The sequence below is a fragment of the Nitrobacter sp. genome (assembly GCF_051535215.1).
Classification (GTDB): Bacteria; Pseudomonadota; Alphaproteobacteria; order Rhizobiales; family Xanthobacteraceae; genus Nitrobacter.
Genome location: NZ_JBPPLY010000001.1, coordinates 57247 through 82581, shown reverse-complemented (window position 1 = coordinate 82581; position 25335 = coordinate 57247). Strand labels below are relative to the sequence as shown.

General features: G+C 63.4%; 22 protein-coding genes, 1 tRNA gene, 1 pseudogene and 1 riboswitch. Of the genes and pseudogenes, 8 read left to right on the top strand and 16 right to left on the bottom strand.

The genetic code is table 11. The features are described from left to right. Nucleotides 1-52: 52 nt before the first annotated feature. Both rpoN and ACS3WB_RS00375 read right to left on the bottom strand, forming a co-directional pair. Entirely contained in the window at nt 53-1696 is a 1644-nt protein-coding gene (gene rpoN / locus ACS3WB_RS00380) for an RNA polymerase factor sigma-54 (protein WP_438273641.1), read from the bottom strand. Between the two features lie 341 nt (nt 1697-2037). Beyond that, entirely contained in the window at nt 2038-2415 is a 378-nt protein-coding gene (locus tag ACS3WB_RS00375; RefSeq protein WP_438274010.1) for a DNA-directed RNA polymerase subunit N, read from the bottom strand. A gap of 245 nt (nt 2416-2660) precedes the next feature. On the opposite strand from ACS3WB_RS00375, the gene ACS3WB_RS00370 reads away from it, so the two are divergent. Continuing rightward, entirely contained in the window at nt 2661-2939 is a 279-nt protein-coding gene (locus tag ACS3WB_RS00370; RefSeq protein WP_438273640.1) for a hypothetical protein, read from the top strand. A 170-nt stretch (nt 2940-3109) separates the two neighbouring features. Here ACS3WB_RS00370 and lptB read toward each other — a convergent pair whose 3' ends face one another. The 4 genes from lptB to ACS3WB_RS00350 all read right to left on the bottom strand — a co-directional run bounded on the left by lptB (nt 3110) and on the right by ACS3WB_RS00350 (nt 6745). Further along, nucleotides 3110-4114 (bottom strand): LPS export ABC transporter ATP-binding protein, encoded by a 1005-nt coding sequence (gene lptB, locus ACS3WB_RS00365; RefSeq protein ID WP_438273639.1) that lies wholly within the window; start codon nt 4112-4114, stop codon nt 3110-3112. 204 nt (nt 4115-4318) lie between these two features. Continuing rightward, nucleotides 4319-4999 (bottom strand): LptA/OstA family protein, encoded by a 681-nt coding sequence (locus tag ACS3WB_RS00360; protein WP_438273638.1) that lies wholly within the window; start codon nt 4997-4999, stop codon nt 4319-4321. An 8-nt stretch (nt 5000-5007) separates the two neighbouring features. Then, the gene (gene lptC / locus ACS3WB_RS00355; RefSeq protein ID WP_438273637.1) at nt 5008-5778 is read right to left on the bottom strand and encodes an LPS export ABC transporter periplasmic protein LptC; all 771 of its coding nucleotides are present in this window, start codon (nt 5776-5778) and stop codon (nt 5008-5010) included. A gap of 346 nt (nt 5779-6124) precedes the next feature. Further along, nucleotides 6125-6745: a ribonuclease D gene (locus ACS3WB_RS00350; protein ID WP_438273636.1), complete on the bottom strand. Its 621-nt coding sequence runs from the start codon at nt 6743-6745 to the stop codon at nt 6125-6127. A gap of 281 nt (nt 6746-7026) precedes the next feature. Between ACS3WB_RS00350 and ACS3WB_RS00345 the strand changes: the two genes are divergently transcribed. Continuing rightward, entirely contained in the window at nt 7027-7782 is a 756-nt protein-coding gene (locus tag ACS3WB_RS00345) for an NYN domain-containing protein (RefSeq protein ID WP_438273635.1), read from the top strand. A 160-nt stretch (nt 7783-7942) separates the two neighbouring features. Here ACS3WB_RS00345 and ACS3WB_RS00340 read toward each other — a convergent pair whose 3' ends face one another. Beyond that, on the bottom strand, nt 7943-8521 hold the full coding sequence (locus ACS3WB_RS00340) for a tetratricopeptide repeat protein (RefSeq protein ID WP_438273634.1): 579 nt from the start codon (nt 8519-8521) through the stop codon (nt 7943-7945). Between the two features lie 415 nt (nt 8522-8936). Between ACS3WB_RS00340 and ACS3WB_RS00335 the strand changes: the two are divergent. The 3 genes and pseudogenes from ACS3WB_RS00335 to ACS3WB_RS00325 form a co-directional block, all read left to right on the top strand. Next, a pseudogene (locus ACS3WB_RS00335) lies at nt 8937-9124 on the top strand (DHA2 family efflux MFS transporter permease subunit); the annotation flags it as partial. A 121-nt stretch (nt 9125-9245) separates the two neighbouring features. Next, nucleotides 9246-10202 (top strand): NAD-dependent epimerase/dehydratase family protein, encoded by a 957-nt coding sequence (locus ACS3WB_RS00330; protein ID WP_438273633.1) that lies wholly within the window; start codon nt 9246-9248, stop codon nt 10200-10202. A gap of 160 nt (nt 10203-10362) precedes the next feature. After that, the gene (locus tag ACS3WB_RS00325; protein ID WP_438273632.1) at nt 10363-11880 is read left to right on the top strand and encodes a protein adenylyltransferase SelO; all 1518 of its coding nucleotides are present in this window, start codon (nt 10363-10365) and stop codon (nt 11878-11880) included. A 140-nt stretch (nt 11881-12020) separates the two neighbouring features. Here the strand turns inward: ACS3WB_RS00325 and ACS3WB_RS00320 are convergent. Beyond that, nucleotides 12021-12107: transfer RNA gene (locus tag ACS3WB_RS00320), tRNA-Leu, on the bottom strand. A gap of 152 nt (nt 12108-12259) precedes the next feature. Between ACS3WB_RS00320 and ACS3WB_RS00315 the strand changes: the two genes are divergently transcribed. Then, a complete protein-coding gene (locus ACS3WB_RS00315; RefSeq protein WP_438273631.1) occupies nt 12260-13228 on the top strand; it encodes a complex I NDUFA9 subunit family protein in 969 nt (322 codons plus the stop codon). A gap of 137 nt (nt 13229-13365) precedes the next feature. Here the strand turns inward: ACS3WB_RS00315 and ACS3WB_RS00310 are convergent, their stop codons facing one another. After that, a complete protein-coding gene (locus ACS3WB_RS00310; RefSeq protein ID WP_438273630.1) occupies nt 13366-14172 on the bottom strand; it encodes an undecaprenyl-diphosphate phosphatase in 807 nt (268 codons plus the stop codon). Between the two features lie 191 nt (nt 14173-14363). Between ACS3WB_RS00310 and ACS3WB_RS00305 the strand changes: the two genes are divergently transcribed. After that, nucleotides 14364-15056, top strand: a complete 693-nt coding sequence (locus ACS3WB_RS00305; RefSeq protein WP_438273629.1) for a glutathione S-transferase family protein — start codon at nt 14364-14366, stop codon at nt 15054-15056. A gap of 15 nt (nt 15057-15071) precedes the next feature. Here the strand turns inward: ACS3WB_RS00305 and panE are convergent, their stop codons facing one another. The 4 genes from panE to ggt form a co-directional block, all read right to left on the bottom strand. Then, nucleotides 15072-15992, bottom strand: coding sequence for a 2-dehydropantoate 2-reductase (panE, locus tag ACS3WB_RS00300; protein WP_438273628.1), 921 nt, complete (start codon nt 15990-15992; stop codon nt 15072-15074). A gap of 72 nt (nt 15993-16064) precedes the next feature. Beyond that, entirely contained in the window at nt 16065-17414 is a 1350-nt protein-coding gene (locus ACS3WB_RS00295; RefSeq protein WP_438273627.1) for an MATE family efflux transporter, read from the bottom strand. A gap of 241 nt (nt 17415-17655) precedes the next feature. After that, nucleotides 17656-18237: a DUF2239 family protein gene (locus tag ACS3WB_RS00290; protein WP_438273626.1), complete on the bottom strand. Its 582-nt coding sequence runs from the start codon at nt 18235-18237 to the stop codon at nt 17656-17658. Nucleotides 18238-18356: 119 nt separating this feature from the next. Further along, nucleotides 18357-20111, bottom strand: a complete 1755-nt coding sequence (gene ggt, locus ACS3WB_RS00285) for a gamma-glutamyltransferase (RefSeq protein ID WP_438273625.1) — start codon at nt 20109-20111, stop codon at nt 18357-18359. Nucleotides 20112-20216: 105 nt separating this feature from the next. Between ggt and ACS3WB_RS00280 the strand changes: the two genes are divergently transcribed. Next, a complete protein-coding gene (locus ACS3WB_RS00280) occupies nt 20217-21605 on the top strand; it encodes an MFS transporter (protein WP_438273624.1) in 1389 nt (462 codons plus the stop codon). 14 nt (nt 21606-21619) lie between these two features. Here the strand turns inward: ACS3WB_RS00280 and ACS3WB_RS00275 are convergent, their stop codons facing one another. The 3 genes from ACS3WB_RS00275 to purH all read right to left on the bottom strand — a co-directional run bounded on the left by ACS3WB_RS00275 (nt 21620) and on the right by purH (nt 25202). Further along, complete coding sequence (locus tag ACS3WB_RS00275) at nt 21620-22600, bottom strand: c-type cytochrome (protein WP_438273623.1); 981 nt, start codon at nt 22598-22600, stop codon at nt 21620-21622. After that, nucleotides 22597-23259, bottom strand: coding sequence for a c-type cytochrome (locus ACS3WB_RS00270; protein WP_438273622.1), 663 nt, complete (start codon nt 23257-23259; stop codon nt 22597-22599). Before ACS3WB_RS00270 ends, ACS3WB_RS00275 begins: the two co-directional genes overlap by 4 nt. A gap of 350 nt (nt 23260-23609) precedes the next feature. Beyond that, entirely contained in the window at nt 23610-25202 is a 1593-nt protein-coding gene (purH, locus tag ACS3WB_RS00265; protein WP_438273621.1) for a bifunctional phosphoribosylaminoimidazolecarboxamide formyltransferase/IMP cyclohydrolase, read from the bottom strand. A 24-nt stretch (nt 25203-25226) separates the two neighbouring features. Beyond that, nucleotides 25227-25308: riboswitch (ZMP/ZTP riboswitch) on the bottom strand. Nucleotides 25309-25335 lie beyond the last annotated feature (27 nt).

The window sequence follows — 25335 nt, the reverse complement described above, 5'->3', positions numbered from 1 at the left end:
CGCCTCGTCCATCATGAGTAGGAATGGATTATCGGGCGTGGCGGGCGCGCAATCAAGCCGGTGTGGCGTCGCTGGAGCGGTCGGTCGGCGAAGCGGACGCCACCCCCGGCTTGCCGGGCAGGTTCTGTTTGTCGCGGCGGCGCTGCACCGAGGACGGAATGCGCAGCGCCTCGCGATATTTCGCGACGGTACGGCGGGCGATATCGATGCCGGCCTCGCGTAATTGTTCCACAATGGTGTCGTCGGACAGGACGGCCGCGGGATCCTCCGCGTCGATCAGCCGCCTGATGTGATGGCGAACGGACTCCGCCGAATGGGCGTCGCCGCCGTCGGCTGAGGCGATCGAGGCGGTGAAGAAATACTTCAACTCGAAGATGCCGCGATTCGTCGCCATGTATTTGTTGGCGGTGACGCGGGACACCGTCGACTCGTGCATCTGGATCGCGTCCGCCACGACCTTGAGATTGAGCGGCCTCAGATGTGCGATGCCGTGCGTGAAAAAGCCGTCCTGCTGGCGCACGATCTCGGTCGCCACCTTGAGAATGGTGCGGGCGCGCTGATCGAGCGCGCGGACCAGCCAGGTGGCGTTTTGCAGGCAGTCGGTGAAATAGGTCTTGTCGCCGTCCTTGCGGATCGTCTTTGACAGTTCCGCATAGTAGCTCTGGTTGACCAGTACGCGCGGCAGGGTATCGCTGTTGAGTTCCACGAGCCAGCCGCCGTCCGGGCCCGGCCGCACATACACGTCAGGCACCACGGTCTGCGCGCGGGTGGCGCCGAACTTCAATCCGGGCTTGGGATCAAGGTGACGAATTTCTCCGATCATCTCGGCGAGGTCTTCATCGTCGACTCCGCAGATCCTGCGCAGGGCTGCGAAGTCGCGTTTCGCCAGCACATCGAGATGCTCGATCAGTGCCCGCATCGCGGGATCGTAGCGGTCTTTCTCGCGCAACTGGATCGCAAGGCATTCGCTTAAACCGCGGGCGCAGATCCCCGGCGGATCGAAGGTCTGCAGCATTGCCAGCACGGCTTCAACGTCGCCTGCACCAGCGCCGAGCTTGTCGCCGACCTCGCCGAGGTCAGGCGGCAGGTAACCGGCATCGTCGACGAGATCGATCAGATATCGTCCGATCATGCGCTGCGCCGGCTCCGTGATCGCGACCGCGAGCTGTTCGGCGAGATGCTCGGCGAGCGTCACCTCCGCGGCGACGAAGGCTTCGAGATTGTAGCTGTCGTCGCTGGAAGCGCCGCCGCCCCATTCGGTGAACGTGGTCGGAGCGACATGTTGCGCAGTTCGCGCCGCGGCTTCGGACGGCTCTTCCGGAAAGACGTTTTCGAGGCCGTTGTCGAAGGTGTGCTCGATCTCGGTGCGGCTGCCCAGATCGCGGTTCATCCACTCCTCAGACGCGGGTTCGGAATCCCGGCCGCCCGGACGGTCGCCCGCGCCGTCGTCCCCGAATGCCGCGGCCTCGCTGTCTGAAAGGCCGGCGGCCGCCTCGGAAGGCGTGGGGTCCGTTGCCGCTGAACCAGAGCCGTCCTCACCGGCTCGCTCCAGCAGCGGGTTGCGTTCCAGTTCGCCCTCGACGAATGCGGCAAGGTCGAGATTGGACAGTTGCAGCAGCTTGATCGCCTGCATGAGCTGCGGCGTCATCACCAGCGACTGGGACTGCCGGAATTCGAGTCTCTGCGTCAGCGCCATGCCAAGACGGTCCAAAGATTGGTCCGATTCTTGCTTAACTTTTTTGCGGCCAGATGTACACGTCTTGACGGCGACGAAATGCGACTTTGGCGGAAGCCCGAGTCGCCAAAATACGTTCGTTCGCATCGCGGGCGCGTTTCCCGCTTCCGACGAAATCAAAAGCGGGCGTCATGATTCCAATTTGACGCGTTTCTTCACGAACCGATACCGGATCAAGTCGAGGGCACGGCTTGCTCAAAGCCGGGCAGGCGCCGCGCTACCGTCGTGATTCGCGCCGATCAAGTCGAGCCCTCAAATCCAAGCCTTGAGAATCAAGAACCTGACAATCGAGAACGCGCTTCTCAATCCAGGGCCTGCACCGGCGGCATCGCCGGTTCGGCGGCGCGCGGCGTCGCCGCTACCTCCGCTGCCGGCGCTGCTTTCGGCCTTGCCATCGGCGCAGGCGGTGCGCGGCGGGTATCGTTCGCGCTCATCAGTCGCTGCTGCGACCGTCTGGCGGATCGCTGGTGAGGTCGTCTGGACGAGTGACGCATTCCCCATGAATGCGCGATCGAGGGGCCTGCGGTATAGCCGACCACCGCGCCGGCGAGCGCCCCGACAGGCCCCAGCACCACTGCGCCCGACAGCGCACCCAGCGCGGCGTCGCCGGCGCGCTCCTGCGCCAGCGCGGCCGAGGATAGTAGCGGCAGCGCCAAGGCCACCGCAGCGACGACTTTCATGATTTTCATTTTACGCTCCCCATTTTGCCCGCGAGGAAGACTGAAGAATGCGGCGAGACGGCGGTCATCGCGCCGCCGATAAGCCCGATCAGGTTCCAAATTTGGCCACCGAGGCGCGGCAGCTTCCGCAGGCTTGGCGGGCTCCGCTGCGGCAGAGCCGTTCGCTTCCGGATGGAATTGAAAGCCGGGCGGTGATTCGGTTTGGCGCGGTCTCTTGGCACTACAAGGAATTTCCCATGTTCAGAATGAGCCTTCTTGTTGCGGCTGCGAGTCTGCTGGTCGCGTTTCGGGCGTCCGCCGCCGACTTCTCCTACGCCGGCGAACCGCCGCAGCTTGCGCCGGTCGCTCCGACGCGCATGGTTTGCGACGATGACGGGAATTGCTACCGCACGCGCACGCAACGTTACGTCGAACGCTGGCATGATGACGATGATGAGGTTGACGGCGGCGAATACCGCGACGATCGTCCGCGCTATGTCGCGCCGGGTCCCGGCTTCTATCGCGATTATGATGACGACGAGTAACCGGCAGCCGATGTCGAAAAAAGTCGTTCCGAAGAATGCCGTGCTTACGTATGGTCAGGCTGGCGGCCTGCGCGCTCGAGCCTTCCCGCTTCTGATGCAATCAGAAGCGGAATTCCATGATCCGACGCGTTTTCTTCACGCGAACGATTTTTACTTGGCTCGAAAACGCTCTAAAGCCGGAATTCCTCGCCGAGGTAGAGGCGCCGCACGTCGGGATCGTTGACGATCGCGTCGGGGGTGCCCTCGGTCAGGATTTCGCCGGCATAGACGATATAGGCGCGGTCGGTGAGGCCGAGCGTTTCGCGGACGTTGTGGTCGGTGATGAGCACGCCGATGCCACGATTGGTCAGGTGGCGCACCAGGTCCTGAATGTCGCCCACCGCGATCGGATCGATGCCGGCGAACGGCTCGTCCAGCAGCATGTAGTTCGGGCGCGTCGCCAGCGCGCGCGCGATTTCCACGCGCCGCCGCTCGCCGCCCGACAGCGCGATCGACGGCGACTTGCGCAGGCGGCTGATATTGAATTCCTCGAGCAGCGCGTCGAGTTCGGCCTCTCGCTTCTTCCTGCTGGGCTCGACGACCTCGAGCACAGCACGGATGTTCTGCTCGACCGTGAGACCCCGGAAGATCGAGGCTTCCTGCGGCAGGTAACCGATGCCGAGCCGCGCCCGCTGATACATCGGCAGCTTCGTCACGTCGTGACCGTCCAGTTCGATGGTGCCGCGATCGGCAGGAATAAGACCGGTGATCATGTAGAACACGGTGGTCTTGCCGGCGCCGTTAGGACCCAGCAATCCGACCGCTTCGCCGCGACGGACATAGATGCTGACGCCGCGCACAACCTGACGCGAGCCGAAACTTTTTTCCACGCCGTGAACGGCGAGGTAGCCGGGACGCTGGGCCATGCGCGGGGAGCGGCTGTCGCTGGAGGCGGCACGCGGACGGGGAGCATCCGGCGCGGAGCGAACTGGCGGCCGGGACCGGGGGGCAGGCGGGGCGGAAGGAACGTCGCGGGGAGCCCCGCGGGAAACCGGCGGCGCATCGCGCACCGGGTTGGTCAGCATGTCGCCGACGGTGTCGTCGCCGAGCGCCGTGATGCCCGGCTGGTTTCGCGCGAACGCTTGTGGCCTGCGTTTTTGCGGCCGTTTGCGGAACACGTTGAAGATGTCCACCATGGGCGCTTGCTCAGCCTCTCACGGTCGTTCGCCCGCACCCGCGGCGTGCCTGATTCGTCGCACAACCATGAAGGAGCAGATCGCACTTGCCCAGCGAGCCGCCGAAATTAGTCGTGCTTTTCGGTGAGCCGCGCGCACCAGATACAGAGCGTCGCGCATGGATGCAACCTCGGAGGTCGCGTCCGTCAGTCGAACACCATGATGTTACTTGGGTTTTTTAGGGGAGAGGGGGGTTATGGACGGCCCGGAACCCGCGCAGCTTTCGTTATTCTGAATGAACAGACCCTGGACCCTGCCGCTATTGGATTCGACGCGCGATACGCCGGTGGTCATGTCGACCAGCAGCTTGTCGCCGCGCAACACGTTCTTGCACTGGGTCAAGACCACTTTGCCCAGCATCGTGATCAGGTTGGTCCTGGTGTCGAACACTGCGGTCTCGCCGGTTACGACCTGGTCCTTCTGGGTCACCACAACGTCGCCCCTCGCCTCGAGCCGCTTGATCGAGGACGCCCCAGATGGTCCTGGCGTCGCCGCGGCCATCGTCGTCTTCGCCGGCGCGTTGCCTTTGGCGTTGCCATTGGCCGAGTTGCCGCTTTCATAATAGACCACGAGCGTCTTCGACGTCATCGTGGTGTCGCCCTGCACCACCTTGACGTTTCCGGAGAAGGTCGCCTCCTTTTTCTTGTCGCGCATCTCCAGTGCGGCGGCCTCGATTTGGATCGGCTGATCGCGGTTTTGCGAAAAGCCCTGCATCGCATTGGGAACGCCCTGCACGGAGCTTTGCCCGGCCGCTTCACCCGCGGCCGTCACGGCGAGGGCGATCAATCCGCTGCACAACAGGCAGGCGAGGCGGGACGCCCGCCGGAGGTCGACACGGCTTTGCATGGCCAGAATCACTTCGTGTTGCCGGATTTGCGCGAGGGGCTGTGCATGCGCTCCGCCGCGGATGGCGGCGGCGGCGTCTCCTTGGCGGCGGCATCCGCGGTCGCGGCAGGATTGTCCAGGATCAGATGCATCACGACATTGTTTTCGAATCGCACCACGTCGCCCTTTTCTGAAACCTTCATGGTGTCGGCGGTCAGCGTCCCGTTCAGCAATTTGACATCGACAGGCTGGTCCGACGTGACCGTGCCGCGGCCCATATCGACCAGCGCATGGTTCAGCCGCGCCTCATATCCCGTCGAGGACTGCATGAGGATATCCTTGTGCAGATCGAGTATCTGCGTTTTCGTATCGAACAGGCCGGTGCGGGAATCCAGCGTCACCGTCGTGCGGTCTTCCATCAGCACCTTCGCGCGCAAGGTATGCAACTCGACATGATCGGGATCGGTGATGTCTTGAGTCGCCGTCGTGGCGCGCATCTCGTAGGGCCGCTTGTCCGGCGTGAAGCCCGACAGGTGCGGCGACTCCATCGTGATCTTGGTGCCGGAGACGACGAGATTATCCGTGTCGAGCGGCAGCTTGGCGAGCGCACGAAAGGGATTGAAGACCGCGATCGCGATCAGCCCGGTCATGACAAGACCGACCACGGCCGGCACCGCGATGCGCAACGCCCGCACCATGCGGCTGTGACGCGCCGCGCGGGCGAAACGTGCTTCCAGCCCGGCCTGAAGTCCGGTTTGGTAGGTTGGTTTCTGAACCGGATACACCGCTGCTCCAGGCATCTGTTTCAAAACATGATCCCAAAAAGTGAAAACCGGTTTTCGGACAGGATCATGCTCAATCAAAAGACAGTGTTTGAGTCGGATCGACGCAGTTGGATCGCACTCCGACCATTTTACCCCGAACCGCGGGATTTCGCAGCCTGACATCGCAAGAGGTAGCACCTCGCGTCGGCCTCATGATTGCGCCGTCTCCGCGACACGGAACGCGGTGCTCAATCTGCCGTGACGGGCCACCGCAAAACCGGCGCCACCGAGAACGAGGAGTGTGACCGAAACGGGGCGGATCTTTAATGTCGCAGCCTGTTCTGGCCGGCCGACCGTCCTCGGCCGCCAGAATCGTGCCTGCTCACGAGTGGGCAAAAATGTCCTCGTCTCTCCATCCGCAGAGATCGAGTCTGGCTCGCGTCGGCAGGAATTCGAAACAGGCCTGCGCCATCCCGGTGCGATCCTCGCGCGCCAGCATGGCGTCGAGCTTGTCGCGCAGGGCATGCAGATGCAGCACGTCGGAGGCGGCATAGGCGAGTTGCGCATCGCTCAGCGTCTGCGATCCCCAATCGCTCGATTGCTGCTGCTTCGACAGATCGACATTGAGCAACTCGCGCACCAGATCCTTCAGGCCATGCCGGTCGGTATAGGTGCGGGTCAGCCGCGAGGCGATCTTGGTGCAATAGACCGGCTGGGGCATGACGCTCAGCCCGTTGTAGAGCGCGGCGAGATCGAAGCGCGCGAAGTGGAAGATCTTGACGATGTTCGGATCGCCCAGCAGTTTTTTCAGGTTCGGCGCGTCATGTTGGCCCTGCGCGATCTGGATCACATCGGCGGTGCCGTCGCCCGGCGACATCTGCACCACGCAGAGGCGGTCGCGGTGCGGATTGAGGCCCATCGTCTCGGTGTCGATCGCCGCCGAACCGGTATAGCGCGCAAGGTCCTGGTCCGGCAGGTCGCCACGGTGCAGGCGGATGGTCATGTGTCTCGGCCTCGGTCGAATCGGTTGGTGGCTAAAAATATCGTTGAAATGGCTAACAAACGAGGGGTGATCCCTTTTTAAGGACCTCGGCGGCTGGCGCCCGGAGCGGGAGAAGACCGGTTGGCTAATAAAGACTTCCAATGCACTGAAAAGTCTCGATCTTTTTTATAGATTTCGCTGACTCCGGTCCCTGCTTGTGTGCACAACGGCGGCCTATCTTTCACCAATATCAAACGAAACCGCGGCAACATCGGCGAATTGCGGGTTGACGAGGATGCCGGATGAAAAATGAAGCACGATTGCCACGCCTTGCAGTCCTCATCGACGCGGACAACACATCGCCTCAAATCGCGGGCGGCCTGTTCGAGGAGATCGCAAAATTCGGCGAAGCCAGCGTCCGCCGCATCTACGGCGACTTTTCGGGTTCACATCTGAAATCGTGGACCGAGCTTCTCCAGAAGCATGCGATCGACCCCTATCAGCAGTTTTCTTATACCAAAGGAAAGAACGCCTCCGATATAGCGCTCGTCATCGACGCGATGGATTTGTTGCATGGTGAACGCTTGGACGGCTTCTGCCTCGTGTCGTCCGATAGCGATTTCACGCGCCTCGCGTCTCGCTTGCGCGAGCAGGGCGCCGAGGTCTACGGATTCGGCGCGCAGAAAACGCCCGAAAGCTTTCGGCAGGCTTGCCGCCGATTCATCTACACCGAAAATCTAGTTCCCGAACCCCTGTCGTCGAACGCCGACGTGGCAGGGAAACGGGCGTCATTGAAGCCGCCAAGCGCCGCGATTCCTATCCTCAACAAAGCTCTTTCACAGATCGAAGGCGAGGATGGATGGGCGCCTCTCGGCCTTGTGGGACAGCAGATATCGAAATTGTTCTCGGATTTCGATGTCCGTAGCTATGGCTTCGGAAAACTCAGCAATCTTGTCCGAAAGACCGGCGCATTCGAGATCGTTGAGAAAAACGGGCCGATGCGCATCCGGGCGCGCCCGCGCGGGCGGCAAGCTCACACGCCGAGCCAACGATCGTGAACCTGCGAGAGAAAGTCGAAAAACAATCCTGCCAGAGGGAGGATTGTGCTGTCCGACGGCTGCTTCGCGCGAAACAAGATTTCCGGCAGGCGGTCCTATAGCGTTTCCAGCGGGACGGAAAGAAAACGCGTCAAATCACAAGACCCCAGGAACTCCGGGGCTACCCCTTCCGGGCGCTGTCCAGATCGGCCAGATTTTTGTTCGATTGCGCGACATCGGGATGATCGGGAGGGAGCGCCTTCTCCCGGATCGCCAGGGCCTGCTTGTAGAGCGACTCGGCTTCGTCGTAGCGGGCCTCGTCCTTGTAAACCGAGGCCAGATTGTCCAGCGCCGACGCGACGGAGGGATGGTGAGCGCCGAGCGATTTCTCGAAGATGACGACCGCGCGCTTATAGAGCGGCTCAGCCTCGGCATAGCGGCCCTGGGCCTTGTAGACGAAGGCCAGGCTGTTCAGCGACTGCACGAGATCCGGGTGATCGGGCCCGAGAGCCTTTCTCCAGGTCGCCAACGCCCGCTTGCAGAGTGGCTCGGCCTCGGCATATCGGCCCTGGAGGCTGTAGAGTTCGGCCAGATCGGTCAGCCCGAGCGCGACAGAGGGATGCTCGAGCCCGCGCGTCTTCGCGCAGATGGCCAACGCTTGTCTATACAGCGGTTCGGCTTCGGCGTAGCGCCCCTCTGCTTTAAAGATCTCGGCCTGATCGTTCAGCCTTGCCGCAAGCATGATTTCGGATACTGCCATAACACTGGACTCCTGACTCGTGGGCGAGTTTAGCAAAACAGGGGAGCGCCGGTATGCCCTAATTCGCCCCGGCTTCGTCGATTGCCGGCACTTATAGCGTTTTCCAGCGAAGTGAATACCTGTTTGCGCGAAGAAAATGCGTCAAATCAAAATCATGGAGCCTCTCGTTTCCGATTTCATCAGCAAGCGATAAGGCTCCAGCCCGGCGCGTTTGACGCGGCTGGGGGGGTGAGCCCGGAGTTCGCGCCTCGACGGATCGCGGGTACGGCGACTTCGTGACCTCGCTGGTGCGACCGACGGGTGTCGTTGCGGCCTCGTCCGAACCGGAACGCACAGCCCGGCGCTGATGCGTATTTCGTTCGAAGTCGCTTCGGCCGTGTTGCTGTGTCGTCTCGGACGCCTAGCGCCATGCGACTTCTGGTACTTCGCCTGGTCGCGTATCTATCTCGGCATCGGATTGCCGCTGATCTTCATCCCGATCACCACCGCCTCATATGAGGCATTCCGCCGGACAAGACCGATCAGGCGTCGGCTCTCATCAATCTCGCCCGCAATTTTGGCGGCTCCATCGGTGTCGCAATTGGTCAGACCGTGCTGGCGCGTCTCCATCGCAGGAACAGAAAGCAGCGTGCGACCAGGTTCGCGGTCGCTTGCTGATGCGCTTGCATTCATCAGACCCGACACCAACCTAACCAGTCAGCAGCAACAACTCGTAAGGTGTTCCATGCATATTTTCGTTGCTGGCGCCACGGGCGCTGTCGGATGCCGTCTGGTTCCGCGTTTGATCCACAGAGGGTATAGCGTGACCGGACTGACGCGAACGCCCGCGAAAACGAACCTTTTGCGGAAACTCGGCGCGGACCCCGTGGTCGCTGATGCGCTCGACGAGAAAGCCATTCATGCCGCGGTCGTTGCCGCGCGCCCGGATGTGATCGTGCATCAACTCACGGATTTGAAGGGCGCGTCGGACTTGCGTAAATTCGACCGCACCTTTGCAAGCAGCAATCGGCTGCGCACGGCCGGAACCGACCATCTTGTTGCAGCCGCGCAGGCCTGCGGCACGAAGCGAATGGTTGCGCAAAGCTTCTGCGGTTGGCCCTATGCACGGACCGGCGGTCACGTGAAGACCGAAGACGATCCGCTCGATCAGGATCCGCCGCGGGAACTCCGCGGCACGCTGGATGCGATCCGCCATCTCGAGCGCGCCGTGACGACAACGCCGGGCGTGGTCGGTGTTGCGTTGCGCTATGGCGGATTCTATGGCCCCGATACCGGCTTTTGCGATCCCTCCATTTTGGAACAGATTTGCAAGCGCCGCATGCCGCTGATCGGCGGCGGCACGGCGTGGTGGTCGTTCCTGCATGTCGAGGATGCCGCCGAAGCGGCCGCGGTCGCGGTCGAGCGAGGTGAGGGCGTTTACAACATCGTCGACGATGATCCCGCGCCGGTGCACGACTGGCTCACCGAGATCGCCAAGCTGCTCGGGGCAAAACCGCCATTCCGCGTTCCCGCCTGGCTGGGCCGCCTTATCGCCGGACAACATCTCGTGGTCATGATGACCGAGTCCCGCGCAGGATCGAACGCCAAGGCCAAGCGGGAACTTGGGTGGTCGCCACGCTATCCGTCCTGGCGGCAGGGTTTTTCCGAAATCATCGAAAAGGAAATGCGGCTGGCCGCATAGATCGAACGCAGTCGTCCGGAGGGCCGGCAGGCTTGCGCTAAGCGTGGTACGTCTTTAATCCCGACCCGCGCATCAAATTGCAAGGGCGCAGCTCCGTTATGCCGCGTCAAACCGCAAATCTCCGGCTTGCTTTTCGCGGCCAGGGAACGATTTTAGGGCCATGACGTCCTTGACAGAAGTTTCCCGTTCCACGTCCACAGATGCGGCAGCGTTCATCCCCTTCGACAATACCTATGCCCGGCTGCCGGACGCATTTTATCAGCGCGTGATACCTGCGACGGCGCCCGCGCCCGGACTGCTGCGTGTGAACGACGCGCTCGCCCGCCAGCTACGCATCGACCCTCAGTTCCTCAAAAGCCCTGAAGGGGTCGCCGTTCTTTCCGGCAATGTCATCGCACCCGGCTCCGAGCCGATCGCTCAGGCGTACGCCGGACATCAGTTCGGGGATTTCGTCCCTCAGCTTGGAGACGGGCGCGCCATCCTGCTCGGTGAAGTCGTCGACGCTGCAGGCAGGCGCTATGATCTTCAGCTCAAAGGCTCCGGCCGGACCCGCTTCTCAAGAGGCGGTGATGGCCGCGCCGCGGTAGGGCCTGTCATCCGCGAATACATCGTCAGCGAGGCCATGGCCGCGCTTGGAATTCCGACGACGCGCTCGCTGGCCGCGGTACTGACCGGCGAAAACGTCATCCGCGAACGCGTGCTGCCGGGCGGCATCCTGACTCGCGTCGCATCGAGCCATCTGCGCGTCGGCACGTTTCAATATTTTGCCGTACGGGGCGACGTCGACAATCTTCGTGTTCTCGCAGACTACGCCATCGAGCGGCACTATCCGGAAGCGCGCTCGGCTGAAGACCCCTATCGCGCCTTCTACGACGCGGTGGTCGCTGCCCTGGCCCGGCTGGCCGCCCGATGGATGCTTGTCGGCTTCATCCACGGTGTTCTGAATACCGACAACACCGCGATCGCCGGCGAGACAATCGACTACGGTCCCTGCGCCTTCATGGACGCCTACCATCCGGACAAGGTTTTCAGTTCGATCGACCACTTTGGACGCTATGCGTTCGCCAATCAGCCTGCCGTCATCAAATGGAATCTGACCCGGTTCGCCGAGACGCTGCTGCCGCTGATGGCGGATGGCGCGGACAAGGCGATTGAAGCCGCCAACGCATCGATCAGGCTCTTCAATGATCATTTCAACCGGGCATACCTTGCTGGCCTGCGGCAGAAGCTCGGTCTTGCGATCGAAATGGAAGGAGATTTCGAGCTCGCCTCCGATCTCCTCACATCGATGGCTGAGAATCAGGCGGATTTCACGTTGACCTTCCGGGCCCTGTGCGAGGCGGCCGCCGATCCGAAGTGCGATACAGGCGCTCGGGTGCTTTTCGCGAACCCGTCCGCGTTCGACGCATGGGCCGCACGCTGGCGCGAGCGCCTGTCGTTTGAAGAGCGACCCGCCGAGGCCCGCCGGACCGCCATGCTGGCCGCCAATCCGATGTTCATCCCACGCAATCACCGTATTGAGGCGGCCATTCAGGACGCCGAAGCGGGACACTTCGATAAATTTAACCAGCTCGTCGAGGTGCTGGCGCATCCTTACGACGACCAGCCGGAGTTCGCGGACTATGCGAAGCCGCCGGCACCGGAGGAAGAAGTCCGGCAAACCTTCTGCGGGACGTGATCTCCCGTCGGCAGGCAATAAACGCCAAGCCTCGGATGTGCGGGGAGAGCCTTTAACTGCTTCTGATTCCATCAGAAGCGGAAAGGTTCAGTTCCTTGATTTTACTTATGTGATTTCAAAACAAACGCTCGAAAGCGTCATGGTGCCCAGGAAAGGACTCGAACCTTCACGACCTTGCAGCCACTGGCACCTGAAGCCAGCGCGTCTACCAATTCCGCCACCTGGGCACGGACCGGGTTAGTAGGCATCGGCCGCGCGCTTGTCAAATCCTTGAAGAGGCGGCCGAATACGGGTGGGGCATCCCGCCGGTTGACGGGCTGCGGAACGGCGGAATATCCCTTGTTTTCGACCCGATACCAGCGCCCTTGAGGACCAGACCATGGCATCGAATATGGACACTCTCGTCACGGTTTTCGGAGGCTCCGGCTTCCTCGGCCGGCATGTGGTTCGCGCGCTCGCCAAGCGTGACTATCGTATCCGGGTCGGCGTCCGGCGCCCCGAACTGGCAGGACATCTGCAGCCGCTCGGCAAGGTCGGCCAGATCCACGCCGTGCAGGCCAATCTGCGCTATCCGGCGTCGGTGCGCGCGGCGATGCGCGATTCCCATGTGGCGATCAACCTGGTCGGCATCCTGAGCAAGAGCGGCGCGCAGACCTTCGACGCCGTGATGGCCGAGGGTGCCGCGACGGTGGCGAAGGCGGCTGCTGCGGCAGGCGCACACATGGTGCATGTTTCGGCGATCGGCGCGGACGCCAGGTCGGCTTCGGCCTACGCCCGAGCCAAGGCTGCCGGCGAAAAGGCGGTGCTGGCGGCGGTGCCGCCCGCGACCATCCTGCGGCCGTCGGTGATGTTCGGCCCCGAGGACGAGTTCACCAACCGCTTCGCCGCGCTGGCGCTGATCTCGCCGGTTCTGCCGTTGATCGGCGGCGGCGCGACGAAGCTGCAGCCGGTTTATGTCGGCGACGTCGCCACCACGGTGGCGGACGCGGTCGACGGCAGAACCAAGGCGGGCGCGGTCTATGAACTCGGCGGTCCCGAGGTGCTGACGATGCGCGAGATCATGCAGATCATCCTGCGCGTCATCGAGCGCGAGCGGATGCTGGTGTCGCTGCCGTTCATCGCCGCCCGCTTCAAGGCGATGTTTTTGCAGTTCGCTCCGGGCGCGCTGAAACTGACGCCGGATCAGGTCACGATGCTCAGGACCGATAACGTCGTGTCCGAAGCGGCGACCGCTGCGGGACTGACGCTGCAGGGGCTCGGGATCTCGCCGGATTCGATGGAGGCCGTGGTGCCGCAATATCTCTGGCGTTTCCGCAAGGCCGGCCAGTTCGCGACGAAGGGGGCGTGATCTTTGCCGCGCGTGCCCGGCGCGCTGCAGCACGACGTGTTGCGCTTCCGATCCGGGGCTGTGTCAGGGAATGACCCGTTGTAACGGTCGCGGTTCAGCGCAGCAGCGCGATGCGCTGCATCGCGTCCCGGCCACGATCATCTTCCCAGCGCCAGCGCGATCAGGCCGAGCGTGCCGACGATGACCCGCCACCAGGCGAAGAAGGTAAAACCGTTTCGTGTGACATAGCTGAGGAATGCCTTCACCACGATGATCGCGGTAATGAACGACACCACGAAGCCGATCGCGACGATGCCGAGATGGTCGGCCGTCATTTCGGCGCGGCTCTTGTAGAAATCATAGGCGAAGGCGCCGATCATGGTCGGGATCGCGAGGAAGAAGGAAAATTCCGCCGCGGCGCGCTTGTCGGCGCCGAGCAGCATCGCCGAAACGATGGTCGCTCCCGAGCGCGACACGCCGGGGATCATCGCCGTGCATTGCGCGATGCCGATCCAGATATACATCGGCAGCGGAAAGGTGGTGGCGTCGTGTTCTCGCGGTTTGTGGTCGAGCTGATCGACCCACATCAGCGCCGCGCCGCCGACGATCAGCGAAAAACACACCACCCACGGATTGAACAGCAGCTCCTTGATGTACTTGCCGGCAAGCAGTCCGACGATCACCGCCGGCATGAAGGCCGCAAGCACGCCGATGACGAAACGCCGGTCCGCGGCATTGGAGAACATGCCGAGCGCGATCCGCCACAGTTTCGCAAAATAGATAACGACAATTGCAAGAATTGCGCCGAGCTGGATCAGTACCGTGAACGTATTCCAGAAATCGCCCGCGCCGAGATCGAAGAAGCGTTCCGCCAGCAGCAGATGTCCGGTCGAGGACACCGGCAGGAATTCGGTGACGCCTTCGACGATCCCGAGAATGACGGCCCTGATCGCATCGGAAAACATGAAATATCTGCTCCGAATCCCATTCGACGGCACATTGCGGGCTTTTTTCGCTTATTCGCCGCATTGCGGCAATGCCGAAATTCGTCTGATCCGCGATCGGCGCTCCCGGCGCTTCAGGCGGGCCTTCGATCCCCGCGGCGTTAACGCATTAGAGATACTTTTTTAAGAATCGCAAACTTATCAAGGGCGTTATGTTCACGTTGTTTCATCATTCATTCTGCCCACAATCGCGCTTCATTCGCCTCGCTCTCGGCGAGCACGGCCTCGATGTGCGGCCGGTGGAGGAGCGGGTATGGGAGCGGCGCGAAGCATTTCTCGCGCTCAATCCGGCCGGCACCACGCCGGTCCTGATCGCTGAAGGCATCCCGGCGATCCCCGGCGCGGCCATCATTGCGGACTATCTCGACGAGACCTATGGCGAACGGGTCGGCGAGCGGCGGCTGCTGCCGCCGTCGATGCCTGAACGGATCGAGGTGCGCCGTCTGATGGCGTGGTTCAACGAGAAGTTCTTCGAAGAGGCGTCCGGCCCGCTGGTGACGGAGCGCATCTACAAGCGCTTCATGCGCGAGGAGAATGGCGGCGGCCCTCCGGAGACCGACGTGATCCGCGCCGCAAAGGCCAATGTGCGCCACCATCTGGCCTATATCGGCTGGCTGGCACGGACGCGGAATTATCTGGCCGGTGAGAAGCTGACCTATGCCGATCTCGCCGCCGCGGCACATTTATCGGCGATCGACTATCTCGGCGACGTGCCATGGGCCGAGGACGAAGCGGCGAAGGCGTGGTATGCGCGGATCAAGTCGCGGCCCTCGTTCCGGCCGCTGCTGAGCGAGTGGCTGGCCGGCGTGCCGGCGTCGCGCACCTATGTCGATCTGGATTTCTGAAGACCGCTGTGGCGATCATCCGCGCCGGCTCTCGTAGGCCTTCAGATGCGTGTAGACCGTACGCAGCTTCGGCACCGGCAGCCTCGCGGCCTCGGCGCGGGTGATCAGATCGCCGATGATATGGTCGGCCTCGATCCGCGCGCACGCCTCGATGTCGCGAAACATCGAAGCGGTGAGCGGCGAGCCCTCCGCCGTCAGGACGCCGGTGGCGGACGTCAGAATTTCCTCGCGCGGCGCGTGTCCGGCCGCCCTGGCGATCGCGGCAATCTCGTCGCGTGCGCCAAGGATGAAATCGCGGCCGCCGGGCGCGGCGACGATCTGGCCGATGGATGCGCGCATCACGCAGGTGGCGCCCGCCAGCGTCGCCAGAAACACCCACTTCTCCCACATGTCCTGGATGATGTCGTTGGACGCCTGCGATCCGCAATGGGCGCCGGCGAAGACATCGGCGATGGCCCTGACGCGATCGCTCATGCCGCCGTCGCGCTCGCCGAAGCGAAGCATCTGCATCGGCGCGAGGTGAACGATCTTGCGCTCGGCGTTGAGCGTGACCGCGAGCGAGCACAGGCCGCCGAGCACGCGATCGCGGCCGAATTTGGCGTCGAGCGTTTCCAGATGGCGCATCCCGTTGAGCAGTGGAATGATCGCGGTATGAGAGCCGACGGCGGGCGCGAAAGAGGCGATGGCATCATCGAGATCGAACGCCTTGCAGGCCAGCAGCACGGCGTCGAACCTCTCGCTCAAGCCGTCGGCCTGCACGGTCGGAGGATTTTTCAGCGTCACGTCGCCGTGTGGGCTCTTGATGACGAGACCGGTGCTTGCGAGCTCAGTGGCGCGTTTGGGGCGCACCAGAAAGGTCACATCCCGATCCGCCTGGAGCAATCTGCCGCCGAAATAGCCGCCGGTTGCGCCGGCCCCGACCACGAGAATGCGCATCGATGTACTCCGTATTTGTCGTGCCCGGGTTGTTGTCGACGCCAGCTCAGACGCCTGGACGACGGTGTGGCCTCAGATCAGACGCTTGATCTCGCGCTTGCGCCAGACCAACAGGTAGAAGGCCATCTGCAGCGCCATCATGGTGCAGAACGCGGCCGGATAGGCGATCCAGACGCCTTCCACCCCGATCCGGCGGCTGAGCACGACCGCGACCGGCACCTCCACGGCCACAATGGCGAGAATCGACAGCAGCGTCGGGACCACCACCGTACCGCTCGCGCGCATGGTGGCCGAGTACACGGTGGCCATGCCGAACGGGACCGTGCTCCATAACACGATGAACAGCAGCGTCTGCGCCAGATCGAGGACCGCAGGGCCGGTGATGAAAAGGCCGATGATGAGCCGTGAGAGCAGATAGCCCAGAGCGGCCAGGCCGCCGGTCAAAAGCAAATTGAGCCACATGCCGGTGCGGACGATCGCACCGATCCGCTGGTTGTCGCCGGCGCCGATCGCCTGCGCTGCGAAGATCGACGCGGTGATGGCGATCGAGATCGCGGGAAACTGCGCATAGCTCAACACCTGATTGACGGCGCCATAGGCGGCGGTGGCGTCGGATCCGAATCCGTTGACGATGCCGAGCAGGACGATTTCCGCGAGCGACATCACCACGAGCTGGATCGCGGTGGGCACGCCGATGCGCAGCACTTTGCCGAGCAGTTCGCGGTCCAGCCGCATGGCGCGGAAAAACACCGCATCGGGCGCCAGCGGATGATTCATCCGCAGCATGTGGATCCCGAGCCATAGCAGCGTTACCACCGAGGAAATCGCGGCGGCGATCGCGGCGCTGGCGGCGCCGAGCCGGGGCAGACCGAACCATCCCTGTATCAGCGCCGGCGTGACGACGAGCCCGATCACGGTGGAGATCGCAAGCGCCCATAGAGGGGTGACGGTATCGCCGACGCCGCGCATCATCGCGGTGGCGAGCAGGAATGTGAAGGTCGCCGGCATGGTGATCATCATGATGCGGGCGTAGTCGGTCGCGGCATCGAGAATGTTGGGCGGCGTCGCCAGCGCCATCATCAGATGTCGCGCGAACACTCCGCCGCCGATCGCAATCGCGCCACCGCCAAGCAATGTCAGCGCCAGCGTGCTTCCCGCGATCGCTTTTGCCTTGCCGCCGGCGTTCGCGCCCCACGCCTGTCCGATCAGCACCGACGAGCCCGCGCCAAGTCCGATGATGAAGGAAATGAAAAAGAACATCACCGGAAAGAAGATCGAGGCGGCGGCGAGGGCGTCGACGCCGATCATCTGGCCGAGGTAGATGCCGTTGATGGTGCCGAACAACGACTGGAGCACGTTGCTCAGCATCATCGGCATCAGGAAGAAGACATACGCCTGCCACAGCGGTCGCGCGGCGGTCATGATCGGATCCTTGCAGGAGTTCTGACGGCACCGCCGAAAGCTATAGCGTTTTCAAGCGAAGTGGATGCCGCTTAGCGCAAAGAAAACGCGTCGAAACATAATAGAGGGGTCCGGTGGTTCTGACATTCGATTCCCGCTTCAGCAGGCGCTTTTGCGAAGGCTGGAACCACGGGATAACTGGCGGCTATAGGTTTTCCGTGGAGTTTTGAATTGACACTTCGCATTGCGCGGCCACGGCAGATCACAGTGAAATGTCAAATCCGCTCCACAGCTTGATGACGTGATCGCGGATGTCGTCCGGCCAGGTAGCGATCAGGCCAGTCAGCCGCGGTCGGTCGTCTGCGAACAGCGCGCGCGAGGCTTCCTCGAAGTTCGCAAGGTTGCCCGCCATCGCGGACATGAAGTGATAGGCCGCGTCGCGCGCCGCGCGATTGCGATCCCGCTCGCCATTGGCGCGGCGGGCCTCGTCGACCAGCCTGCGCAAGGCGACAGACGCGCCACCCGGCTGGGCGTTCAGCCATTCCCAGTGCCGCGGTAGCAGCGTCACCTCGCGCGCGACCACGCCGAGTTTCGGCCGGCCGCGACCGCGCGGCCCGGTCGCTTCCACCGGTGAGGTCCGCTGCAGGCGGGCGGTGATCTCATCGTCGGATCCCCGCAAATCGAGGTCGACCGGCCGTCCGGTCGCATCGCTGTAGATCGCGATCGGAGCGGTCGTGCGCGTCTCCGCGTGCTTGACCGCGAGCGCGACATCGGCGAGCGGGCCGGAGGCGATGCGCCGCTGGCCCTCAAACGCGGTGAAACAGGAGGTCTGGTCGGAGATCATCGGCAATATCCCTCATGGATTAGGCCGATCATTATTACCCGGATATAATTTACGCGTCAATATTATCCGGGTAATATTATGGAACTCGGCTGTGTTTTGACGGATGAGGGTCTGCCGGCTCAATACCCCGCCGCCTCCGACCCGCGCGTGCGCGGATCGGCCGCCCCGTGGAAGCCGTCCGGTGAGACGGCGATGGAGTTGGCCGAAGTCTGTCCCATCGGCATGACCACGGTATGGCCCCGCGCCCGCAATTCCGCGATGACGTTTTCAGGAAATCCGTGCTCGGCGCGAACCTCGTCGGGCAGCCATTGATGGTGCAGCCGTGGCGCGGCCACGGCGTCGGCAACGTTCATCCCGTAATCGAGCACATTGACGATTATCTGCAGCACCGTGGAAACGATGCGGCTGCCGCCGGGCGAGCCCGTCACCAGCACCGGTTTGCCGTCCTTCAGCACGATGGTCGGTGTCATCGAGGACAACGGCCGCTTGCCGGGGCCGGGCAGGTTGGCCTCGAAGCCGACCAGCCCGAACGCATTCGACGCGCCGGACGCTGCGGTGAAATCGTCGAGTTCGTTGTTGAGCAGGACGCCCGTCCCTTCCGCCACCAGCCCGACGCCGTAGCTGAAGTTCAGCGTATAGGTGTTGCTGACGGCGTTGCCGAAGGCGTCGGTCACGGAAAAATGCGTGGTGTTGTCGCCCTCGTGCGGTGGCGGCAAGGGAACTGCGGCGGCGGGCGTTGCGCGCGCCATGTCGATCGAAGCGCGCTGTTTGGCGGCGTAGTCCTTGGCGAGCAGCGTTGCGATCGGTGCGTGCACAAAAGCGGGATCGCCGAGATAGCGCGCGCGGTCGGCGTAAGCGCGCTTCATCGCCTCGATCAGAAGGTGCAGCGAATCCGCCGACCCCTGATGCAGATCGCGCATCGGGAATCCCTCGAGGATGTTCAGCGATTCGATCAGTACGGTGCCGCCGGACGATGATAGCGGCATCGAGACGATATCATAGCCACGATAGCTGCCGCGCACCGGCTCGCGGACGAGCGGCCGATACGACTTGAGATCGTCCAGTGTCATGATGCCGCCGGCGGCGCGGATCGCCGCCACCAGTTGTTCCGCCACCGGCCCTTCGTAAAAGCCACGCGGCCCGCGCTCCGCGATCGCGGTCAGCGTTGCCGCCAGATCGGTCTGAACCAGACGGTCGCCTTCGCGTAGCGAGCTGCCGTCCGAGCGCGAAAAAATTTTCACGGACGAAGCCCAGCGTGCGAGCCGTCGGTGCCATTGCGGCAAGGTGTCGGCGGTGTCGTCGCCGATCCTGAAGCCGTCGCGCGCCAGCGCGATCGCGGGCTTGAGCAGGTCGGCGAGCGTGAATTTGCCCGAACCGTATTGGCCGAGCGCCAGCGCGAGCCCGGCGACGGTGCCGGGCACGCCGATGCCGAGCGCCGAATCTCGCGACTTCGCAGGATCCGGCTTGCCGTCGGCACCAAGGAAAATGTCGCGCGTGGTCGCGCCCGGCGCGGTCTCGCGATAGTCGATGGCGATGTCGCGATTCCGGTCCGCAAGGTGAATCACCATGAAGCCGCCGCCGCCGAGATTGCCTGCGCGGGGATAGGTGACCGCCATGGCGAAGCCGGTCGCCACCGCCGCATCGACCGCATTGCCGCCACGCGCCAGAATTTCCGCGCCGATTGCGGCGGCCCGCTTCTCCTGCGCCACCACCATGCCATGTTTCGCGTCCACGGGACGGATCGCAACGGTCGCGGGCGGCGGGGAACCGCGCGCATCCTGTGCGGACACGGGCGTTCGGAAAACCAGCAATGCGGCGATCAGGGAAAGACCGATCGCGGAAAAGACGCGCCGGGGCGGCAAAGGGCGTGTCATGTCTGGTCCGGCCATGATGGTTGTCATTTCGTTATCGAAGGGATGCTACAGGGATTTGGGCGCGCGAGGCAGCCGCCCTGTGTGACTCGGTGGGACATATCGATCATGACGGTGACCACGGCCATGACGGCGGGCAACGCCGATAGCGAGGTGCGCTATGCGTCGCGCGCCGCAATCGCCAGTTGGATCATGTTCGACTGGGCGGCGCAGCCCTATTTCACGCTGATCACGACATTCGTTTTCGCGCCCTATTTCGCGACCTTTGTGGCGGCGACGCCGGCCGAGGGGCAGTCGCTGTGGGGCTTTGCGACGGGCTCGGCCGGCATCGTGATCGCGCTGGCCTCTCCGGTGCTCGGCGCGATCGCCGACGCCAGCGGCCGGCGCAAACCGTGGATCGCGGCCTTCGGCGCGCTGCTGGTGATCGGCTCCAGCCTGATGTGGATCGGCAGGCCCGGCGACCCCAGCGTGATCCTGCCGCTCTTGATTGCCTACGGCATCGCCACCATCGGCGTCGAATTTGCAACCGTATTCAACAACGCGATGATGCCCTCGCTGGTGCCGCCCCACAAGATCGGGCGCCTGTCGGGGACAGGATGGGCCACCGGCTATATCGGCGGCATCCTCAGCCTCATCCTGGTGCTCGGCTTCCTCGCCGCCAATCCCACGACCGGCAAAACGCTGTTCGGCCTGTCGCCGCTATTCGGGCTCGATCCCGTGACCCATCAGGGCGATCGCATCACCGGTCCCCTGACCGGCATCTGGTTCATCGTCTTCGTGCTGCCGATGTTCCTGCTGACGCCGGACTTCCCGGCCAAGCGTCCGGTGCGGACGGCGCTGCGTGAAGGATTGAGAGAGCTGCGCGGGACGCTCGGCGAACTGCCGAGGCGCAAATCATTGGCGACTTTCCTGCTCGCCAACATGATCTACACCGACGGACTGGTGTCGCTGTTCGCGTTCGGCGGCATCTATGCCGCCGGCACCTTCGGCTGGCATACCATCCAGATGGGAGTGTTCGGCATTCTGCTTGCCATCGCCGGCGCGCTCGGCGCGTGGATCGGCGGCAAGCTCGACGACCGCGTGGGTCCGAAGCTCGTCATCGCCGCGAGCATGACTGTCCTGCTGCTGTCGATCGCGGTGATCCTGCTGGTCGAGAAGGACTCCATCCTGTTCGTGAAGGTGCCGCCGCCCGTTCCCGGCGGCGGGCTGTTCGCGGCACCCGCGGAGAAGGCCTATCTCATCCTCGGTTGCCTGATCGGCGGCGCCGGCGGACCGTTGCAGGCCGCCTCGCGGACGCTGCTGATCCGGATGGCGCCGAAGGATCGGATCGCGCAGTTCTTCGGGTTGTTTGCGCTGACCGGAAAGGTGACGTCGTTCGTCGGTCCGCTGCTGATCGCCTTCGTCACTGCGATCACCGCCAGCCAGAAGGCGGGCATGGCGGTGCTGGTGCTGTTCTTCGTTGCCGGGCTCGCGCTGCTGTCCCGCGTGCGCGAATAGCCGCGCCCGCGCGTTCAATCGGCTGCGTTGATGGTCCCCGACGGCGGCGACTTTTCGCCAAGCAGGACGCCGTTCACGACCAGCCCGTATTTCGAGGTTGGCTCGTCGTGGAATCGCTTGCGGGTTTCCGCGACCGAATCGACGAACCGCGGATCCTGCGGCCGCTCCTGGCTGTCCATGTAGGTCGCGATATCCCATGCCTCCTGATCGGTCAGCGAGCCGCCGAGACCGAGCGGCATGTTGGCCTTGATGAAGCCCGCGGCGTTGTGGATCGAGGCCATGCCGGCCCCCCAGTTGAATGATCGCGCTCCCCACAGCGGGGGAAACACGGTCTGCCCGTCCGCCGATTTTTGTCCCGCGCCGTCGGCCCCGTGACAGAGCGAGCAATGCTGGGCATAGGCCTTGGCTCCGCGATCGTAATCGGCAGGTTGATCCGGCGCTTTCAGCTTGGGATAGCCCTGGCCTTTGACGACGACGCCGGTTGGGCCGCCCTTCGCCAGGAAGTAGGCGTAGCTCTCCAGCGCAACCAGCACTTTGTCGTTAAACGGCGGCGCCTTGCCATTCATGCTGTAGCGGAAGCAGCCTTGCAGCCGCTCCTGGAAGGTATTCACGCGGGCATTCTTGGCGCGATAGGCGGGGTAAAGAAGATAGGCGGCACCCAGCGGCGCCGAGTTCGGTTGACGGCCGCGATCGATGTGACAATTCGAGCACTGCAGGTCGTTGCCGACGAAGCCTTTCGCATTGTGCTGGGTGTCGTGAAAGATCGCCTCGCCGAGCCGTATCATGTCGCCGAACGGACCGTTCGGGATGTCGCTGTCCGCAGGCGGCGTGTAGGAGGGACGCACGGCTTCCGTTTTTTGCGCGGGAGGCTGCTCAGGCATTGCGCCTGTCGCCGGGGTCGTGCCGATGGCCAGCACGTATCCGACGAAGCCGGTGGCCGCGAGGACGAGAACGGCCGCAGCCGGGAGCGAAGGGGCAACCGGATTGCGTGTCATGGCTTGGTCTCCGATGCAGGGGCCGACGCCGCCACAGGCAGGCTCTCGTAATAGGCGGCGACGCTCTTGATCTGGTCGTCGGTGAGCTTGCCGGCGACATTGGCCATCACGCCCATCGGATCGGTCTTGCGATCGCCGCTCTTCCACGACTGCAGCGCTTTCTCAATATAGACGGCCCATTGTCCGGCGAGACGCGGAAAATCCGTTCCGACGCCGAGGCCAGCGGCTCCGTGACACTGTGCGCAACCCGGCAGGTCTTTCGACCAGTCGCCGGTCGCGGCGAGTTTTGCGCCTGCGGCGATCACCGCCGCGTCGGCAGGCGCGGTTTCGGCCTTCGTCGTCGCCATATCGGCATAATAAGTCGCGAGAGCTTTCTTCTCGGCATCCGAGAGGTCCGACGCGATCATCATCATGATGCGGTTTTTGCGGGTGCCGTCCTTGAAGCCCGCAAGCTGACGTTCGAGGTATTGTGCGTTGAGACCGGCAAGGCGCGGCACGGCCGTCGTCGGCTGGCCCTCTCCCTGCTTGCCGTGACACGGTGAGCACGATGCCGCTCCGGGAGGCATCGCGTTCGCCGTGGTGTTTTTCCCATCCGCCGCAAGCACCGGCAGCGCCGACATGCCGAGAAGCAGCATTGCTCCGCCTAACACCGATCTCATTCTGTTGCCCCCGCCTTCATCTCAAGGTTCGCATCGGCAAGAAAATATCCTCGCCCAGATAGAAAAGCACGTCGCGGCGAATGCCGCTCGACGACAAAAGCCAAATCCGATTTTGGTTCCGCCAAAGCGAGAGCGATTGGCGAAAAGACGGTCCGCATTATCAATATCGAGCACGCAGTCGCCGCAGAGATTGCGCTTTAAAGCCTGACAAAACTACGTTGAATCAGACCCTCGTCTATCCTTCTGAGCATGATCTTATCCGAAAACCGCTTTCCAATTTTCGGGATCATGCTCTGAAAATCGTCGCATTTTCTTACGGCGAACCGGTATCCACTTCGCCGGAAAATGCTCTAATGCCGGAAATGCCGGATGTCGGTGAACACCATGGCGATGCCGTGCTCGTCTGCCGCCTTGATGACGTCCTCGTCGCGCATCGAGCCGCCCGGCTGAATGACGGCGGTGGCGCCGGCCTCGACGCAGGCGAGCATCCCGTCGGCGAACGGGAAAAACGCATCCGACGCCACGACCGAGCCTTTGGTCAGCGGCTGTGCCAGCTTCAGGTCGCGCGCCGCGTCCTCGGCCTTGCGCGCCGCGATTCGCGCGGAATCGACGCGGCTCATCTGCCCGGCGCCGATGCCGACGGTAGCGAGGTCCCTGGCATAGACGATGGTGTTGGACTTGACGTGCTTGCCGACGCGGAACGCGAAGCGCAGATCGCGCATCTCGGCCTCGGTCGGCGCGCGCTTCGTCACAACCTTCAGCAGCATGTCGTCGACGACGGCGTTGTCGCGGGTCTGCACCAGAAGTCCGCCCGCCACCGTCTTCGCGGTCAGGCCGCGCGCGCGGGGATCGGGCAGGCCGCCGGCGAGCAGCAGACGCAGGTTCTTGCGCTTGCCGATGATGGCGATCGCCTCCTCGGTCGCGTCAGGCGCGATGATGACTTCGGTGAAGATGCCGGCGACCGCGTTGGCCGCATCAGTGTCGAGCGTGCGGTTGAAGGCGATGATGCCGCCATAGGCCGAGGTGGTGTCGCAGGCAAGCGCCTTGCGATAGGCGTCGGCGAGATCGACTCCTTCCGCGACGCCGCAGGGGTTGGCGTGCTTGATGATGACGCAGGCCGCGGTACGCGCCGCATCGAATTCGGCGACGCATTCATAGGCCGCGTCGGTGTCGTTGATGTTGTTGTAGGACAGTTCCTTGCCCTGCAACTGCCGCGCGGTCGAGACCCCGGCGCGTCGTTCGGGCGTGCGATAGAACGCGGCGCTCTGGTGCGGGTTTTCGCCGTAACGCAGCGTCTGCGCAAGACGTCCGCCGACGGCGCGATAATCCGGCGCGTCGATCTCAATCTGCGCCGCGAACCAGTTGGAGATCGCGGCGTCGTAGGCGGCGGTGCGCGCATAGGCCTTGGCGGCGAGCCGCTTGCGCAAGCTCAGCGTGGTTGCGCCGGCGTTGGCGGTAAGTTCGTCGAGCACCGCCTGATAATCCTGCGGTTCGACCACGACCGCGACGTCGTCGTGGTTTTTCGCGGCAGCACGGATCATCGCCGGACCGCCGATGTCGATGTTCTCGATGCAATCTTCGTAATGCGCGCCCCTGTCGACGGTCGCCTCGAACGGATACAGGTTGACCACCAGCAGGTCGATCGGCGCGATGTTATGATCCGCCATCGCTTTCGCATGCTCGGTATTATCGCGGATCGCCAGCAGACCGCCATGCACCTTCGGATGCAGTGTCTTGACCCGGCCGTCCATCATCTCCGGAAAGCCCGTGAGCTCCGAGACATCCTTCACCGTCAGCCCGGCCGCTGCGATCGCCTTGGCGGTTCCGCCGGTCGAGACCAGATCGATGCCGAGGCCAGCGAGCGCGCGGGCGAATTCGATCAGGCCTGTCTTGTCGGAAACGGAAAGCAGTGCGCGGGTCACGCGGCGCGGGCGGTCGGTCATGGGCAGATCCTCTGTCTGAAGGGATACCTATGCCCAGGCGCGCGGCAGATATATCCCGCGCTTCCCGATGGTGCTCCATCCAAGGTCGCCAGTCGCGCGAGCGCGGGTTCGTTAGCAGCTTTCGTCGCCCTTC

Excerpts from the sequence above, each read along its gene's own strand:
- rpoN (WP_438273641.1), bottom strand. The coding sequence starts at position 1,696 with ATGGCGCTGACGCAGAGACTCGAATTCCGGCAGTCCCAGTCGCTGGTG.
- ACS3WB_RS00375 (WP_438274010.1), bottom strand. The coding sequence starts at position 2,415 with ATGAAAGTCGTCGCTGCGGTGGCCTTGGCGCTGCCGCTACTATCCTCG.
- ACS3WB_RS00370 (WP_438273640.1), top strand. The coding sequence starts at position 2,661 with ATGAGCCTTCTTGTTGCGGCTGCGAGTCTGCTGGTCGCGTTTCGGGCG.
- lptB (WP_438273639.1), bottom strand. The coding sequence starts at position 4,114 with ATGGTGGACATCTTCAACGTGTTCCGCAAACGGCCGCAAAAACGCAGG.
- ACS3WB_RS00360 (WP_438273638.1), bottom strand. The coding sequence starts at position 4,999 with ATGCAAAGCCGTGTCGACCTCCGGCGGGCGTCCCGCCTCGCCTGCCTG.
- lptC (WP_438273637.1), bottom strand. The coding sequence starts at position 5,778 with ATGCCTGGAGCAGCGGTGTATCCGGTTCAGAAACCAACCTACCAAACC.
- ACS3WB_RS00350 (WP_438273636.1), bottom strand. The coding sequence starts at position 6,745 with ATGACCATCCGCCTGCACCGTGGCGACCTGCCGGACCAGGACCTTGCG.
- ACS3WB_RS00345 (WP_438273635.1), top strand. The coding sequence starts at position 7,027 with ATGAAAAATGAAGCACGATTGCCACGCCTTGCAGTCCTCATCGACGCG.
- ACS3WB_RS00340 (WP_438273634.1), bottom strand. The coding sequence starts at position 8,521 with ATGGCAGTATCCGAAATCATGCTTGCGGCAAGGCTGAACGATCAGGCC.
- ACS3WB_RS00330 (WP_438273633.1), top strand. The coding sequence starts at position 9,246 with ATGCATATTTTCGTTGCTGGCGCCACGGGCGCTGTCGGATGCCGTCTG.
- ACS3WB_RS00325 (WP_438273632.1), top strand. The coding sequence starts at position 10,363 with ATGACGTCCTTGACAGAAGTTTCCCGTTCCACGTCCACAGATGCGGCA.
- ACS3WB_RS00315 (WP_438273631.1), top strand. The coding sequence starts at position 12,260 with ATGGCATCGAATATGGACACTCTCGTCACGGTTTTCGGAGGCTCCGGC.
- ACS3WB_RS00310 (WP_438273630.1), bottom strand. The coding sequence starts at position 14,172 with ATGTTTTCCGATGCGATCAGGGCCGTCATTCTCGGGATCGTCGAAGGC.
- ACS3WB_RS00305 (WP_438273629.1), top strand. The coding sequence starts at position 14,364 with ATGTTCACGTTGTTTCATCATTCATTCTGCCCACAATCGCGCTTCATT.
- panE (WP_438273628.1), bottom strand. The coding sequence starts at position 15,992 with ATGCGCATTCTCGTGGTCGGGGCCGGCGCAACCGGCGGCTATTTCGGC.
- ACS3WB_RS00295 (WP_438273627.1), bottom strand. The coding sequence starts at position 17,414 with ATGACCGCCGCGCGACCGCTGTGGCAGGCGTATGTCTTCTTCCTGATG.
- ACS3WB_RS00290 (WP_438273626.1), bottom strand. The coding sequence starts at position 18,237 with ATGATCTCCGACCAGACCTCCTGTTTCACCGCGTTTGAGGGCCAGCGG.
- ggt (WP_438273625.1), bottom strand. The coding sequence starts at position 20,111 with ATGACACGCCCTTTGCCGCCCCGGCGCGTCTTTTCCGCGATCGGTCTT.
- ACS3WB_RS00280 (WP_438273624.1), top strand. The coding sequence starts at position 20,217 with ATGACGGTGACCACGGCCATGACGGCGGGCAACGCCGATAGCGAGGTG.
- ACS3WB_RS00275 (WP_438273623.1), bottom strand. The coding sequence starts at position 22,600 with ATGACACGCAATCCGGTTGCCCCTTCGCTCCCGGCTGCGGCCGTTCTC.
- ACS3WB_RS00270 (WP_438273622.1), bottom strand. The coding sequence starts at position 23,259 with ATGAGATCGGTGTTAGGCGGAGCAATGCTGCTTCTCGGCATGTCGGCG.
- purH (WP_438273621.1), bottom strand. The coding sequence starts at position 25,202 with ATGACCGACCGCCCGCGCCGCGTGACCCGCGCACTGCTTTCCGTTTCC.